The following is a 14,559-nucleotide window of genomic DNA, read 5'->3' as shown; positions in this document are numbered from 1 at the left end:
CTGCGCCCAACTCTTAGCCCCGAGATCCCTTCGGCCAGCCATCATTTCGCGTTTCGGCAAGTAAAAATGACCAATGGCAAACCTATTGGACCAAAAATGGCAATCCCTGGAGTCAAATTGGCAAGACTATGGGAGCCTCCACCTGACGCTCGATCTGACCTAGCCGCACTTGGAATGGCCACAAGACGCACAGGTCATGCAGCCTTCGATCATCCGCATGTCATATTGCCCACAGCTTGGGCAGGCCGGGCCGCGTGGGGCGTTGCCAAGGTTGACGACCTCGGCGTGGGGGTCGGTTTTCAAGCCCATCCCCTCGCCTTCGATGAACCCTGTCAGAACCATGTGACGTTCGATCACGCCACCGATGGCTGCGAGGATTGAGGGGATGTATTTCCCTTCCATCCACGCGCCGCCGCGCGGGTCGAAAACCGCTTTCAGTTCTTCGACGACAAAGCTCACATCGCCACCGCGCCGGAACACCGCCGAGATCATGCGCGTCAACGCAACCGTCCAGGCGAAATGCTCCATATTCTTCGAGTTGATGAACACCTCGAACGGGCGGCGGTGACCGTTCAACACCAGATCGTTCACGGTGATATAGATCGCGTGCTCGCTGTCAGGCCATTTGACCTTGTAGGTATGACCCTCCAGAGATTGCGGGCGGTCGAGCGGCTCGGAGATATAGACGACATCCGCGCCGGTGTCGGCCTCGGGCGCATTCTCGCTGTCCTCAGATACGGACAGGACCGACCCCGTCACCTCGTTCGGTCGATAGGTCGTGCAACCTTTGCAGCCGCTGTCCCATGCTTCCATATAGACCGTTTTGAACGCCTCAAAACTGATATCTTCCGGGCAGTTGATGGTTTTCGAGATCGAGCTATCGATCCATTTCTGCGCGGCAGCCTGCATCTTCACATGCGCCAAAGGCTCCAGCGTTTGGGCGTTCACGAAATAGTCGGGCAGTTCCTTGTCACCAAACTTGTCGCGCCACATTTGAACGGCGTAGTCCACGACCTCTTCTTCCGTCCGCGAGCCATCTTTTTGCAGCACTTTGCGGGTGTAGGCATAGGCAAAGACCGGCTCGATCCCCGACGACACATTGCCCGCATAGAGGCTAATCGTGCCGGTGGGGGCAATGGACGTCAGCAGCGCATTGCGAATGCCGTGTTCACGGATCGCATCGCGCACGTCGTCGTCCATATGGGTCAGCGAACCGGACGCGAGATATTTTTCTGCGTCAAACAGCGGGAACGGTCCCTTCTCTTTCGCCAGTTCCACTGACGCCAGATAAGCCGCCCGTGCGATCTGCTTCATCCATGCTTCGGTCTGGGCGGCGGCCTCGTCCGAACCGTAGCGCAGACCCAGCATCAACAACGCGTCGGCCAGCCCGGTCACACCAAGGCCGATCCGGCGTTTGGCTTGGGCTTCCTGCCGCTGTGCTTCCAACGGGAAGCGGCTGGCATCGACCACGTTGTCCATCATCCGCACAGCGGTCGCGACCAGTTCGGTCAGCGCGTCGCCGTCCAAGTGGGCCGCGTCCTCGAACGGGTCCGCAACCAGCCGCGCAAGGTTGATCGAGCCTAGCAGGCACGCGCCATAGGGCGGCAGGGGCTGTTCCCCGCACGGGTTTGTGGCGGCGATTGTCTCGCAATAGGCGAGGTTGTTCATCTGGTTGATGCGGTCGATGAAGATCACGCCCGGCTCGGCGTAATCATAGGTCGCCTTCATGATCTTGTTCCAAAGATCGCGCGCTTCGACGGTGTGGTAAATGGTGTCTTCGAATTTCAGATCCCAGCTGGCGTCGTCTTTGACGGCCTGCATGAAGTCATCCGTGACCAATACCGACATGTTGAACATACGCAGCCGTGCGGCGTCGGATTTCGCGGTGATGAAGTCCTCAATGTCGGGGTGATCACAGCGCATCGTGGCCATCATCGCACCGCGACGCGAGCCTGCCGACATGATGGTGCGGCACATGGCGTCCCACACATCCATGAAGCTGAGCGGGCCAGAGGCATCGGCCGCCACGCCCTTCACATCCGCGCCACGCGGGCGGATGGTGGAGAAGTCATAGCCGATCCCCCCGCCCTGCTGCATGGTCAGCGCGGCCTCTTTCAACATATCGAAAATGCCGCCCATGCTGTCGGGGATCGTTCCCATGACAAAGCAGTTGAACAGCGTCACCGCCCGCCCTGTCCCTGCGCCCGCGGTGATCCGGCCTGCGGGCAGGAATTTGAAATCTTCCAGCGCGCTATAAAACGCGTCTTCCTGCGCTGGTTCAGCCTCGGCCAGCGACCGGGCAATCCGGCGCCACGTATCCTCGACCGTTTTGTCTACCGGCGTGCCTTTGGCCGTTTTCAGACGGTATTTCATGTCCCAGATTTGTTCGGCGATAGGGGCAGCAAAGCGGCTCATTCGGGCGATTCCTGTGCGTGTTGGAAGGCCTTTCAGACTAGGCGATCAGGTCGGGGAAGGTCAATTGCCAAAGGACGAGATTCGGCGTAAAGTGGCAAGCTAACCACAACATCTGGGGTGCTGCTTTGGTTGACACCATAAATCTTGTAAAACTCTGCGTCGGTGCCGAGCGGGTCGAAGACCTTGAGACATGGCAGGCCGCCCGTATGGGGACAGGCGGTCAGCCAAATCCGCGCCATGTCACGCGGATGTGGCCCAAGCGTGAGGAAATGCTGCTGGCCGGTGGATCGCTATACTGGGTTTTCAAAGGGCTTGTCCTTGCCCGACAGCGCATTGTGCGGCTGGAAGAGGTGATCGGCGACGACGGAATTCGCCGCTGCGGTATCGTGCTTGACCCAAAAATCGTGCGCACCGAAAGCCAGCCGCGCCGCGCCTTTCAGGGCTGGCGTTACCTTGCGCCAGCAGATGCGCCGCGCGACTTGTCGACCGAAAGCACCCACAGCGACGACACTCCCTTGCCCAACGAACTGGCCGCGGCGCTGGCCGATATTGGCATCCGCTGACCGCCCAGCACGCCGCCCAGCACGCCGCGCAACGGGTCTGGACACCGGTCTTTTGCCTGATACTGTCTGCTTGAAATTGAAGGAGGCCCCGATGGCGACCGGCACCAACATTCGCACCTATTTCAACGGTACATGGCACGCGGGCGACATTCCGGTCATGAATGCTGCCGACCATGGCGCTTGGCTTGGCACGACCGTTTTTGATGGGGCGCGGTATTTCGAAGGCATCCACCCGGACCTTCAGCCACATTGCGCGCGGGTGAACCGATCAGCCGAAGCCCTGATGATCACGCCCACAGTCTCCTCCGCCGACATGGTCGAGATCGTCAAGGAAGGGCTGGCCGCCTATCCCAAGGACGCCGCCGTTTATATCCGGCCCATGTATTGGGCACTGGAAGGGGGCGATCTGGGGATCGTGCCGAAAGAGGGCGCTACGGGCTTCGCCGTCTCGCTTGAAGAAATCCCGATGGCGCCGAAGACGGCCTCGACCACGCTGACGACCACCCGCTTTCGCCGTCCGGTGATGGAGGACGCGGTGGTCAACGCCAAGGCCGGGTGCCTTTACCCAAACAACGCGCGGATGCTGGCCGAAGCACGCGCAAAGGGATACGGCAACGCGCTGGTCGCCGACGCGCTGGGGAATGTGGCGGAAACGTCATCTGCCAACGTGTTCATGGTGCGCGACAAAGAGGTGTTCACACCCATCGCAAATGGCTGTTTCCTTGCAGGCATCACCCGTGCGCGTCACATCGCCAATATGCGCGCGGACGGGATAAAGGTGCATGAAGCGGTATTGACCTTCGATGACTTTCACCGCGCTGACGAGGTTTTCCTGTCCGGCAACATGATGAAGGTCACACCGGTCAGCGAGTTTGACGGCACCATGTATAACTCCGGCCCAATGACGCAACGAGTGCGCGAATTGTATTGGGACTGGGCACATTCCAATGCGTGAGCCGCTTCGTACGGTTCTGACACTGTGTGTCGGGTCCGTTGGTGCGGCGATTGCCTGGGCGATCAACATGCCGATGGGGCTGTTGGTCGGGCCCGCTCTGGTGGTTGCAATTGCCAGCTTGCGCGGGATGGACACCGACATTGCCCCACCGCTGCGCAACGTAATCTTCATTCTGGTGGGGATCACAGTTGGGTCGATGGTCACCCCCACCAGCATTGAGGCGGTGCTGCGCTGGCCCGTTGCCTTTTCAATGCTCGCCGCGCTCACCCTCGCAACGCCATTTGCCGGACGCTGGGTGCTGACGCGCACGATGGGGTTTGACCGGGACGAGGCTTTTTTGTCGGCCGCCCCCGGCCATCTGAGCCTCGTCGTCTCCCTGTCCGACAGCCTGGGTATTCCGGTCGCACGCCCCGCGATCCTCGCCTCGTTCCGTGTTCTGGCGCTCAGCCTGTTCGTGCCACTGGCCGCGCGCCTGTCGGGGATCGACCTTGGTCCCGGCCTACCGGTTGGCCGCGCCACGGCACCGTGGCTGATGCTGGGCGCCGAACTGGCCGTCGCACTGGCCCTGACGCCGCTGCTGATCCGCGCGCGCCTGCCTGCGCCGGTTTTGCTGGCCGCGATGATTGCCGCCGCAGCGTTTCACCTGACCGGGGCGGTCGATGGCAACCTGCCCCCATGGGTCAGCCAGGTGGTGCTGGTGATGATGGGATGCCTGATCGGCACCCGGTTTTCAGGCGTCACATGGCGCGACCTGAAACGAAACGTGGCGGCCGGCGGGATCGTCGTCGCATTGACCGGGCTGATGGCCGCCGCGGTTGCCATTCCAGCGGCCTATCTGTCCGGCCTTCCGATGCTGGATCTGCTTGTCGGGTTTGCCCCCGGCGGGCTGGAAACCATGATCATTGTCGGGGTGGCGATGGGCGCTGACCCCAGTTTCGTCGCCGCTGCTCATGTGGGTCGGTTGGTCCTTCTGGCGATCCTGATCACCGCCTATGCCGCCCGAATTGCCCGGCGCGTGCCGCGTTGAAAACCATAGACAGCCTTTCGCCCCTGATGCAGACTGGCCCCGTTTTGGGAGGTCCAACATGCGCAAGTTCCTTGTTATCCTTGATGACAGCCATGAATGCCTGAATGCCATGCGCTTTGCCGCGATGCGGGCAGCCAATACCGGGGGCGGGGTCGAAGTTCTGTCGATCATACCACCAGATGAGTTCAATCACTGGATCGGCGTCGGCGCCCTGATGCGCGAAGAAGCGCGTGAACGGATCACCGTGCATTTCGAGGTGTTCGCAAAATGGATGCGTGACCGTCAGGGCATCGACCCCGAACTTGTCATCCGCGAAGGCGAACCCGTGCCTGAAATCCTGTCTCAGGTGCGCGAGGACAAGGAAATCGGCGTGCTGGTGCTTGGGGCCGGCGAAGGCAAACATGGCCCCGGACCGCTTGTCACCCAGCTTACACGTTCCTCGGCCGACCTGCCGATCCCGATCACCATCGTGCCGGGCAACATGACCAAGGAACGGCTGGAAGCGATCACCTGAGCGACCTTTTGACCACCTTGACTTCACGCGCGCCGAGGCCCATATCAAACCTGACAAAAAAGGTGCGCCAACATGTTTATCCAGACCGAATCAACACCGAACCCCGCCACACTGAAATTCCTTCCCGGACAGGCTGTGCTGGGCACAGGCACAGCTGACTTCCCGTCGGCCGACACGGCTGGCAGCTCTCCTTTGGCCGAACGCATTTTCAAAGTGCAGGGCGTCACAGGTGTTTTCTTTGGTGGTGACTTTGTCACCGTCACCAAGGGCGAAGACATCGACTGGGATCACATCAAGCCAGCAATTCTTGGCGCGATCATGGAACATTTTCAGTCCGGTCAACCCATCATGGCAGGCGAAGCCACGGCCCCGGCAGGTCATGCGGAACACACTGGCGAAGATGGCGAAATCGTCGAGCAGATCAAAGAGCTGCTGGACACGCGCGTGCGTCCCGCCGTCGCTCAGGATGGCGGCGACATAACATTCCACGGGTTTGATCGCGGCATCGTCTACCTGCACATGCAAGGCGCCTGTGCGGGGTGCCCCTCGTCGACGCTGACGCTGAAGATGGGCATCGAAAACCTGCTCAAGCACTATATCCCCGAAGTGATCGAGGTCCGCCCTGTTGCCGCGTGATCCTTTGATCCTTTCCTTCGACACATCGGCCGCGCATTGCGCGGCCGCTTTGCTGTCTGGCGACACGATCATCGTTCATCGCGTCGAAGACATGGCGAAGGGTCAGGCCGAACGCCTTATGCCATTGCTCGAAGAGGTTCTGGCCGAGGGCGGGGTCCACTGGCGTGACCTCAGCGCCATCGGCGTCGGGATTGGGCCGGGCAACTTCACCGGCATCCGCATATCGGTTGCCGCCGCGCGGGGTTTAGCCCTGTCGTTGGACGTGCCGGCAATCGGCGTATCGTCACTGGAAGCGCAGGCTGGCGACGCCCCACGCCCGGTCTGGTCCCTGATTGATGCGCGCCGCGATCATGTCTATGCCCAATTCCTTGGGTTGGACGCAGAAGACGACGCCCCGATTCTGATCCCCCTCACCGAAGCGACAGCACTGCCCGGCCAACATATCGGCCCCGATGCTGTGACGGACATTGCCGTTAAAATCGCGCGCATTTCTGCCCGGCGATTTTCACACGCTGATCCACAAAGCCCCGTGCCGCGCCCTGCCCCGCTTTATGTTCGCGCGGCTGATGCTGCTCCACCCCGTGACCCTGCCCCCACCATCTTGCCATAAGGAACAGACCCTCGCATGCGCGGTGCCACACCCGACACCTTGGCGGATATCCATGCCACGTCGTTTCACCCCGCGCGTGGCTGGACCACGTCCGAGATCGCTGGACTTCTCGCCTCGCCCCATGTCTTTGTCGTAACCGATCGCGCGGGCTTCGTGATGGGACGTGTCGTCGCCGATGAGGCCGAGCTTCTGACGATTGCCGTCCTGCCTGCGGCGCGGGGCACTGGAATGGGCGCGCGCCTTCTGCGCGGATTTGAGGCCAACGCCACGGAACGCGGCGCGAAACGGGCATTTCTTGAAGTTGCGCAGGATAATACCAAGGCGCGTGCGCTGTATTCCGGCGCAGGGTGGCACGAATCTGGTCGTCGCAAGGGATACTATGCGCGGTCCGGGAAAGAAAACGTCGATGCGATCTTGATGGAAAAGCGCTTTCCCTAACGTGAAGCGCCTGAATTTCCGGCGTTTTCAGGTCGACGCTGAAAACTTAATATTGACCGCGCTCTTGCCCTTTGCCCAAAATCCCGGATGATCCTAGTCAGCGATCTGCTCGCAGAATTTGGGAATCGGCGGACAAGATGTCCAGCCGCCCCAGCAACAACAACCGGGAGTGTTCAAATGACCCTGATGAAAACCTTTCTTGGTGCCGCTGCTTCAATGGCACTGACCGCAGGCGCAGTGATGGCCGAGCCGGCGATCATTTTCGACCTTGGCGGCAAGTTCGACAAATCGTTCAACGAAGCGGGCTTCAATGGTGCGCAGAAATGGGCGGAAGAAACCGGCGGCAGCTATCTTGAGATCGAGCTTCAGTCCGAAGCCCAACGCGAACAGGCCCTGCGCCGCTTTGCCGAAACGGGTGCTAACCCTGTGGTCACATTGGGCTTTGCCATGTCCGCAGCCCTGTCTGAGGTTGCTCCGGATTTCCCGGAAACCACATTCGTCGCCAATGACGGCTGGTCTGATGCCCCCAACGTGCTGAATGTGGCATTTGCCGAGCACGAAGGCTCGTATCTGGCGGGTATCATGGCTGCCATGGCCTCCAAGTCGAACACGGTCGGCTTCATCGGCGGCATGGACATCCCGCTGATCCGCAAATTTGGTTGTGGCTACGCTCAAGGCGTTCTGGCGACAAACCCAGATGCCAAGATCATTTCGAACATGACTGGCACCACCCCGACCGCGTGGAATGACCCGGTGAAGGGCGGCGAGTTGACGAAAGCCCAGATCAGCCAAGGCGCTGACGTGATCTATGCCGCAGCAGGCGGCACCGGCATCGGCGTTCTGCAAACCGCCGCCGACGAAGGCATCCTGTCGATCGGTGTGGACAGCAACCAGAACTACCTGCATCCCGGCAAGGTTCTGACCTCGATGGTCAAGCGGGTCGATGTGTCCGTCTATGAATCGATGAAAGAAGGCGAAAACCTGAAACCGGGCATGCGCGTCATGGATCTGGCACATGATGGCGTCGGACTGGCAATGGACGAGCACAACGCCGATCTTGTCACGGACGAGATGAGGGCCGCCGTGGACGACGCCAAGGCCAAGATCATCTCAGGCGAGATCGCGGTCCACGACTATCAGTCGGATGACAGCTGCCCTGTCATCAACTTCTGATCCGGCGATGTCTGGTCTGAAAAATGGGGAGCAACAGTCGTCTGTTGCTCCCGCTATCGAACTTCGCGGCATCTCGAAGGCGTTTGGCCCGGTGCAGGCGAACAAGGACATCTCGATTTCCGTGCAGCCGGGGACGATCCACGGGATCATCGGCGAAAACGGCGCGGGCAAATCGACGTTGATGTCCATCTTGTATGGGTTTTACAAAGCCGATGAAGGGCAGATCTTCATCCACGGCAAAGAAACCCAGATCCCTGACAGCCAGGCCGCCATTCGCGCCGGTATCGGGATGGTGTTCCAGCACTTCAAACTGGTTGAAAATTTCTCGGTGCTTGAAAATGTGATCCTTGGAGTCGAAGAGGGCGCAATGCTGCGCCCGTCCTTGGCAAAGGCACGCAAGTCACTGAAGTCGCTTGCGGAAGAATATGAGCTGCATGTCGATCCAGACGCCCTGATTGAAGATCTGGGCGTGGGGGTTCTGCAGCGGGTCGAGATTTTGAAAGCGCTCTACCGCGAAGCTGACATCTTGATCTTGGACGAGCCGACCGGCGTGCTGACCCCCGCCGAAGCTGACCACCTGTTCCGCATTCTCAACGGGTTGCGCGATCAAGGTAAGACGATTGTTTTGATCACCCACAAGCTGCGCGAGATCATGGAGATCACTGACACCGTTTCTGTCATGCGGCGCGGTGAAATGACCGCGACGGTCAAGACGAAAGACACGGACGCCGAGCATTTGGCCGAATTGATGGTGGGCCGCAAGGTGTTGCTACGGGTTGACAAAGTGCCCGCTCAGCCGGGCGAAAAAGTGCTTGAGGTGGATGACCTTCACATGGTTGACGATCATGGGGTTGAACGCCTCAAGGGTATTTCGTTGCATGTGCGGGCGGGCGAGATCCTTGGCATCGCTGGCGTATCCGGCAACGGACAGTCCCAATTGCTCGAGGTTCTGGGCGGCTATGCAACAGCAACCGGCGACATTCGCATCAACGGTCAACCAATTGATCTGACGGGAAAGTTTTCCGACGGGCGATCCCGACGCGCGCGTGGCATTGCGCATGTGCCAGAGGACCGGCAGGATCATGGGCTGATCATGGATTTCCCTGCTTGGCAGAACATGGTGTTTGGTTACCACCACGAACCAGAATATCAGAAAAACAAATTTCTGATGGATAATGCGAAGATGATCGAGGTTGCGCAGGACAAGATGGACCGCTTCGATGTCCGGCCACCGAATCCGTATCTCGAAGCCAAAAGCTTCTCTGGGGGCAACCAGCAGAAAATCGTCGTCGCCCGTGAAATCGAACGCAACCCCGACCTACTGTTGGTCGGTCAACCCACGCGCGGTGTCGACATCGGTGCGATTGAATTCATTCACCAACAAATCATCGCCCTGCGCGATCAAGGCAAAGCCGTGCTTTTGATCTCGGTCGAGCTGGAGGAGATTTTGTCGCTCAGCGACCGGATCGCTGTCATGTTCGACGGACACATCATGGGTGAACGCCTTCCGGACAAGACCGACGAACGCGAGCTTGGCCTTCTGATGGCCGGGGTCACCGAAGAAGGGGACGCAGCCTGATGGAAAAGATGCCAAAATGGGCCGACGTTGCCCTGATCCCCTTCCTGAACCTGCTGATCGCCTTTGTGCTCTCTGGATTGGTCATTCTGGCCATCGGGGAAAACCCTGTCAAAGCGCTGCAGATGATGATTTCGGGGGCGCTTGGGTCGACTTATGGCTGGGGCTATACGCTGTATTACGCCACCAATTTCATCTTCACAGGTCTTGCCGTTTCGATCGCGTTCAAAGCGGCAATGTTCAACATCGGCGGCGAAGGTCAGGCGATGGTCGGCGGGTTGGGTGTGGCGCTTGTCTGCCTTTACATCCCCTTCCCGCACTGGTCCGTCGCGATCCTTTTCGCGATGATTGGCGGCGCCGTCTTCGGGGCGGCCTGGGCGGCCATCCCGGCCTATCTGCAAGCCAAGCGCGGCAGCCATGTGGTGATCACGACGATTATGTTCAACTTTATCGCCGCATCGCTTCTGAACTACATGCTGGTGAATATCTTGCGCCCGAAAGGCGAGATGAACCCGCAAACCGCAGGCTTCCCCGACGCGACACATTTGCCGACCCTGCACGAGATGCTGGCGCCGTTTGGCATCGCCTTTTCCAAATCGGCACCGGTGAATGTCTCGCTTTTCATCGCCCTTGCGGCTTGCGTGGTCGTCTATCTGCTGATCTGGCGGTCACGACTGGGGTACGAGATCCGGTCCTTCGGGCATAGCCAGGAGGCTTCCGTCTACGCTGGCATCTCGCCCGTCAAGATCACCATGATCGCGATGCTGCTGTCGGGTGGTCTGTCGGGTATGATGTCGATCAACAACACGATGGGCGAGGCTGAGCGCCTCGTCCTGAACTCGGTCGAGGGCGCAGGTTTCATCGGCATTGCCGTGGCTTTGATGGGTCGCAACCACCCGTTCGGCGTATTGCTGGCCGCGCTATTGTTCGGCTTTCTGTATCAAGGCGGCAGCGAATTGTCGCTGTGGACGAAGATCCCGCGCGAACTTGTCATTGTCATTCAGGGCCTCGTGATCTTGTTCACCGGGGCGTTGGACAACATGGTGCGCAAACCGGTTGAACGCGTCTTCATTGCCGCTGCGAAACGGAGGGCAAGCTGATGGATTTCTTCACGATTGTCCAAATCTTCGACAGCGGCCTGCGCCTTGCGATACCGCTTCTGTTCGCCTGCCTTGCTGGTCTTTTCTCGGAACGCGCGGGCATCTTTGACATTGGGCTTGAGGGCAAGATCCTTGTGTCGGCCTTCTTTGCCGCTGCCGTCGCAGCCATGACCGGTTCGGTCTGGCTTGGCTTGCTGGCGGGCGTTGCTGGATCGCTTGCGTTTTCGGCGGTGCATGGCGTTGCGTCGATCACCTTTCAAGGCAATCAACTGATTTCCGGCGTTGCGCTGAACTTCCTTGCTTCGGGTCTGACCGTTCTGGTTGGCGAGGCATGGTTCGCACTTGGTGGGCGCACGCCGTCGCTGTTTGGCAAGGGCCGTTTCACAAATATCGACCTGCCCTTCTCGATCACCAAAGCCGACGCCGAAGCTGCCGGGTTGCCTTTGTCGAAAATGCTTGAACAGGCCAATCCCATTCAACAGGTCTATACCGAGCTGATCTCGGGCCACACCATTTTGGTCTATGTCGGCCTGCTTCTGGTGCCACTGTCGTGGTTCGTCCTGTATCGCACGCGCTTTGGTCTGCGACTGCGTGCCGTGGGTGAAAACCCTGCGGCCGTCGATACGGCAGGCATTTCGGTGATCGGCCTGCGCTATAGCGCGATGGCGATCGCCGGCACGCTTTGCGGTTTGGCGGGCGTCTATCTGGCCACGGGTCTGGGCGCTGGTTTTGTGAAGGAAATGAGCGCTGGCCGCGGCTTTATCGCACTGGCCGCCCTGATCTTCGCCAAGTGGAAACCGGTTCCTGCCTTAGGCGCAACGTTCCTATTTGGCCTGCTGGAAGCCATCGCGAACCGTTACCAGAGCATCGACCTTGGCGGGTTCGTCATCCCGGTGCAATTCATGCAAGCCCTGCCCTATATCCTGACCGTTGTCATTCTGGCCGGTTTTGTCGGCAAGGCGGTTGGTCCAAAAGCAGGCGGTGTTCCCTATGTCAAAGAACGCTGAGGCACTGGCCGCTCAAATTCGCGACGTCGCCGGCCCCGAGCCAGTCCAGCTTGGTCTTGTTCTGGGGTCAGGTCTGGGTCATCTGGCCGAAGCGGTCGAAGGCGTGGCCATCCCCTATGATCGGCTGGACGGCTTCCCCCAATCACATGTTTCGGGACACAGCGCCAAGCTGGTGGTGGGCCAATTGGAAGACACGCGGGTCGCGGTTTTTGCGGGCCGCTCGCATTACTATGAGAACGGAAAGCCGGATGCGATGCGTCTTCCGCTTGAATTGCTCAAGGCTTTGGGGGCTGACAAGCTGATCTTGACCAATGCGGCTGGCTCCATGCGTCACGACATCCCACCCGGAGACCTGATGCTGATCTCGGATCATATCAATTTCTCGGGCCTCAATCCCCTGATCGGAGAGCCTTCGGACGCGCGCTTCGTTCCGATGGGCGACGCCTATGATCCTCAGATGCAGGCGGACTTTGCCAAGATTGCGACGTCCGAAAGCATCCCGCTGAAAGCAGGCGTCTATGCGTGGTATTCCGGGCCATCATTTGAAACCCCCGCCGAGATCCGGGCGATCCGCACCCTGGGCGCAGACGCTGTCGGTATGTCCACCGTGCCAGAGGTGATCCTTGCCCGTTTTCTTGGATTGCGCGTTGGTGCGTTCTCGACAATTACCAATATGGCGCAGGGGATGTCGGACGAGGCCATCAGCCACGAGCACACCAAAGCAATGGCCCCACTTGGGGCTAAAAAGTTGGAAAAACTGGTTCGCCGCTACTTAACGCGTGACTAACAGCCTGCAAATGGGCCAAGTATAGAGAACATCACCCCGGAACGCCCTTAGCCCAGAAGTCTTTCGAATATGCAGATTTACCTGCCGATCGCCGAAGTATCCGTGAATGCGTTTCTGCTGCTCGGATTGGGTGGAATCGTCGGCATTCTTTCGGGCATGTTTGGCGTGGGCGGTGGGTTCTTGATGACGCCACTGCTGTTTTTCATTGGCATTCCGCCAGCCGTCGCCGTCGCCACCGAGGCCAACCAGATCGTTGCCAGCTCGTTCTCCGGCGTGCTCGCGCACTTAAAACGCAAGACCGTAGACCTGCGAATGGGCTGTGTTTTGCTGGTCGGTGGCCTGATCGGTGCGGCCTTCGGGGTGCAACTGTTCAACAGCCTCAAGGCAATCGGCCAGGTCGATCTGTTGGTGAAGCTGTCCTATGTGCTGTTTTTGGGCGTCATCGGTTCGCTTATGTTCGTGGAAAGCCTGCGCGCCTTGCTGCAGTCACGCGGTGGCACTGTGGTGCCGACCCGGCGCAAGCACACATGGCTTCACAATCTGCCCTTCAAGATGAAGTTCCGCACATCGGGGCTTTATATCTCGGTCATTCCGCCGATCATCGTCGGAATTCTGGTGGGCATACTGGCTGCGATCATGGGGGTTGGCGGCGGGTTCATCATGGTGCCTGCAATGATCTACCTTCTGGGAATGCCCACCAAGGTGGTTGTTGGCACATCGCTGTTTCAGATCATCTTCGTGACCGCCTTCACGACGCTATTGCACGCGACGACCAACTTCACCGTTGATATGGGGCTGGCCGTTTTGCTGCTGGTTGGTGGCGTGGTGGGGGCTCAGATCGGCGCGCGCATCGGCACCAAGCTGAAAGCAGAACAGCTGCGCGTTCTTTTGGCGCTGATGGTGTTAATTGTGTGCGGCAAACTTGCGATCGACCTGCTGATCCAACCCGCCGAGCTTTACGAACTTGGCGCGAAAGGTGGCCACTGATGCGGCGCACCTTGTCCCTTCTTCTTTTCTTCATCGCGCTGGCCTTGCCCGCCCGCTCGGAAAAGGTCGTGGCCGGGCTGAGCCAGAACCGCGTGTCCATCACCGCAACCTTCGTCGGGTCAGAAATCCTGATCTTTGGTGCGGTCAAGCGCGACAAACCACCGCCCGAGGGTGATCCCCTGCAAGTTATCGTCGTCGTTGAAGGGCCAGCATCGCCCGTGACAGTGCGCCGCAAGGCGAAACGGTTCGGCATCTGGGTCAACACCGACGCAATGGAACTTGCTGCTGCACCCAGCTTTTACGCGGTGGCGACCTCGGCCCCGCTGTCACAAACCGTGTCCATTCTGGATGATCTGCGCCACCTCATTTCTGTTGAGCGGTCCATCCGCATCAGTGACAACCCCTTCACCAATGAAGACCCGCGTGATTTCTCAGCGGCCCTCATTCGCATTCGTGAAAACAACGGCCTTTACACGCTGATGGAAAACACCGTGAACCTACGCGAAGAAACGCTGTTCGACACCCGCATTGCCTTGCCGGCCAACCTGACCGAAGGTGACTATCGCACGCGGATTTTTCTGACCCGTGGCGGCTATGTTGCATCGCAATATGAGACGGTGATCAACGTGCAGAAGGTCGGATTGGAGCGCTGGATCTTCAACCTCGCCCATGAGCAGCCGCTGATTTACGGGCTTCTGTCTCTGGTGATTGCCATCGCCGCAGGTTGGGGCGCTTCGGCTGCATTCCGGTTGATCCTGCGCAGCTGAGCGC

Annotated in this window: 15 protein-coding genes; 14 read left to right on the top strand and 1 reads right to left on the bottom strand. The window is 59.4% G+C overall.

Going from position 1 to position 14,559, the window contains the following annotated elements; all coding sequences use genetic code 11:
- Positions 1-159 precede the first annotated feature (159 nt).
- Positions 160-2,415 carry an adenosylcobalamin-dependent ribonucleoside-diphosphate reductase gene (locus Q0864_RS01940; protein WP_298565631.1) on the bottom strand — a complete coding sequence of 752 codons (2,256 nt, stop codon included), beginning with the start codon at positions 2,413-2,415 and terminating at the stop codon, positions 160-162.
- 125 nt (positions 2,416-2,540) lie between these two features.
- Here Q0864_RS01940 and Q0864_RS01935 point away from each other — a divergent pair, with 125 nt between their 5' ends.
- From Q0864_RS01935 to Q0864_RS01870, 14 genes are all read left to right on the top strand, one after another.
- A complete protein-coding gene (locus tag Q0864_RS01935) occupies positions 2,541-2,978 on the top strand; it encodes a DUF1489 domain-containing protein (protein ID WP_298565629.1) in 438 nt (145 codons plus the stop codon).
- A 91-nt stretch (positions 2,979-3,069) separates the two neighbouring features.
- Positions 3,070-3,933, top strand: coding sequence for a branched-chain amino acid aminotransferase (locus Q0864_RS01930; protein WP_298565627.1), 864 nt, complete (start codon positions 3,070-3,072; stop codon positions 3,931-3,933).
- Positions 3,926-4,960 carry an AbrB family transcriptional regulator gene (locus Q0864_RS01925; RefSeq protein WP_298565625.1) on the top strand — a complete coding sequence of 345 codons (1,035 nt, stop codon included), beginning with the start codon at positions 3,926-3,928 and terminating at the stop codon, positions 4,958-4,960. The genes Q0864_RS01930 and Q0864_RS01925 overlap by 8 nt, the downstream gene beginning before the upstream one ends.
- A 58-nt stretch (positions 4,961-5,018) precedes the next feature.
- Positions 5,019-5,474 (top strand): universal stress protein, encoded by a 456-nt coding sequence (locus Q0864_RS01920; RefSeq protein WP_298565623.1) that lies wholly within the window; start codon positions 5,019-5,021, stop codon positions 5,472-5,474.
- Between the two features lie 72 nt (positions 5,475-5,546).
- On the top strand, positions 5,547-6,110 hold the full coding sequence (locus tag Q0864_RS01915) for a NifU family protein (protein WP_298565621.1): 564 nt from the start codon (positions 5,547-5,549) through the stop codon (positions 6,108-6,110).
- Entirely contained in the window at positions 6,100-6,720 is a 621-nt protein-coding gene (tsaB, locus tag Q0864_RS01910) for a tRNA (adenosine(37)-N6)-threonylcarbamoyltransferase complex dimerization subunit type 1 TsaB (RefSeq protein WP_298565620.1), read from the top strand. Before Q0864_RS01915 ends, tsaB begins: the two co-directional genes overlap by 11 nt.
- Before the next feature lie 15 nt (positions 6,721-6,735).
- Positions 6,736-7,158 (top strand): GNAT family N-acetyltransferase, encoded by a 423-nt coding sequence (locus tag Q0864_RS01905; RefSeq protein ID WP_298565618.1) that lies wholly within the window; start codon positions 6,736-6,738, stop codon positions 7,156-7,158.
- Between the two features lie 177 nt (positions 7,159-7,335).
- Positions 7,336-8,331 (top strand): BMP family ABC transporter substrate-binding protein, encoded by a 996-nt coding sequence (locus tag Q0864_RS01900; RefSeq protein WP_298565616.1) that lies wholly within the window; start codon positions 7,336-7,338, stop codon positions 8,329-8,331.
- Positions 8,332-8,338: 7 nt separating this feature from the next.
- The gene (locus Q0864_RS01895) at positions 8,339-9,910 is read left to right on the top strand and encodes an ABC transporter ATP-binding protein (protein WP_298565615.1); all 1,572 of its coding nucleotides are present in this window, start codon (positions 8,339-8,341) and stop codon (positions 9,908-9,910) included.
- Entirely contained in the window at positions 9,910-11,007 is a 1,098-nt protein-coding gene (locus tag Q0864_RS01890) for an ABC transporter permease (RefSeq protein WP_298565614.1), read from the top strand. The genes Q0864_RS01895 and Q0864_RS01890 overlap by 1 nt, the downstream gene beginning before the upstream one ends.
- On the top strand, positions 11,007-12,014 hold the full coding sequence (locus tag Q0864_RS01885; RefSeq protein ID WP_298565612.1) for an ABC transporter permease: 1,008 nt from the start codon (positions 11,007-11,009) through the stop codon (positions 12,012-12,014). The genes Q0864_RS01890 and Q0864_RS01885 overlap by 1 nt, the downstream gene beginning before the upstream one ends.
- On the top strand, positions 11,998-12,801 hold the full coding sequence (locus Q0864_RS01880) for a purine-nucleoside phosphorylase (RefSeq protein WP_298565610.1): 804 nt from the start codon (positions 11,998-12,000) through the stop codon (positions 12,799-12,801). Before Q0864_RS01885 ends, Q0864_RS01880 begins: the two co-directional genes overlap by 17 nt.
- A 69-nt stretch (positions 12,802-12,870) precedes the next feature.
- Positions 12,871-13,788 (top strand): sulfite exporter TauE/SafE family protein, encoded by a 918-nt coding sequence (locus Q0864_RS01875; RefSeq protein WP_298565609.1) that lies wholly within the window; start codon positions 12,871-12,873, stop codon positions 13,786-13,788.
- Positions 13,788-14,555, top strand: a complete 768-nt coding sequence (locus Q0864_RS01870) for a TIGR02186 family protein (RefSeq protein WP_298565607.1) — start codon at positions 13,788-13,790, stop codon at positions 14,553-14,555. The genes Q0864_RS01875 and Q0864_RS01870 overlap by 1 nt, the downstream gene beginning before the upstream one ends.
- The last annotated feature ends 4 nt before the right edge of the window (positions 14,556-14,559 follow it).

Source organism: uncultured Aliiroseovarius sp. (assembly GCF_947497285.1).
GTDB lineage: Bacteria > Pseudomonadota > Alphaproteobacteria > Rhodobacterales > Rhodobacteraceae > Aliiroseovarius.
This window is presented reverse-complemented; position numbering and strand designations above follow the sequence as displayed.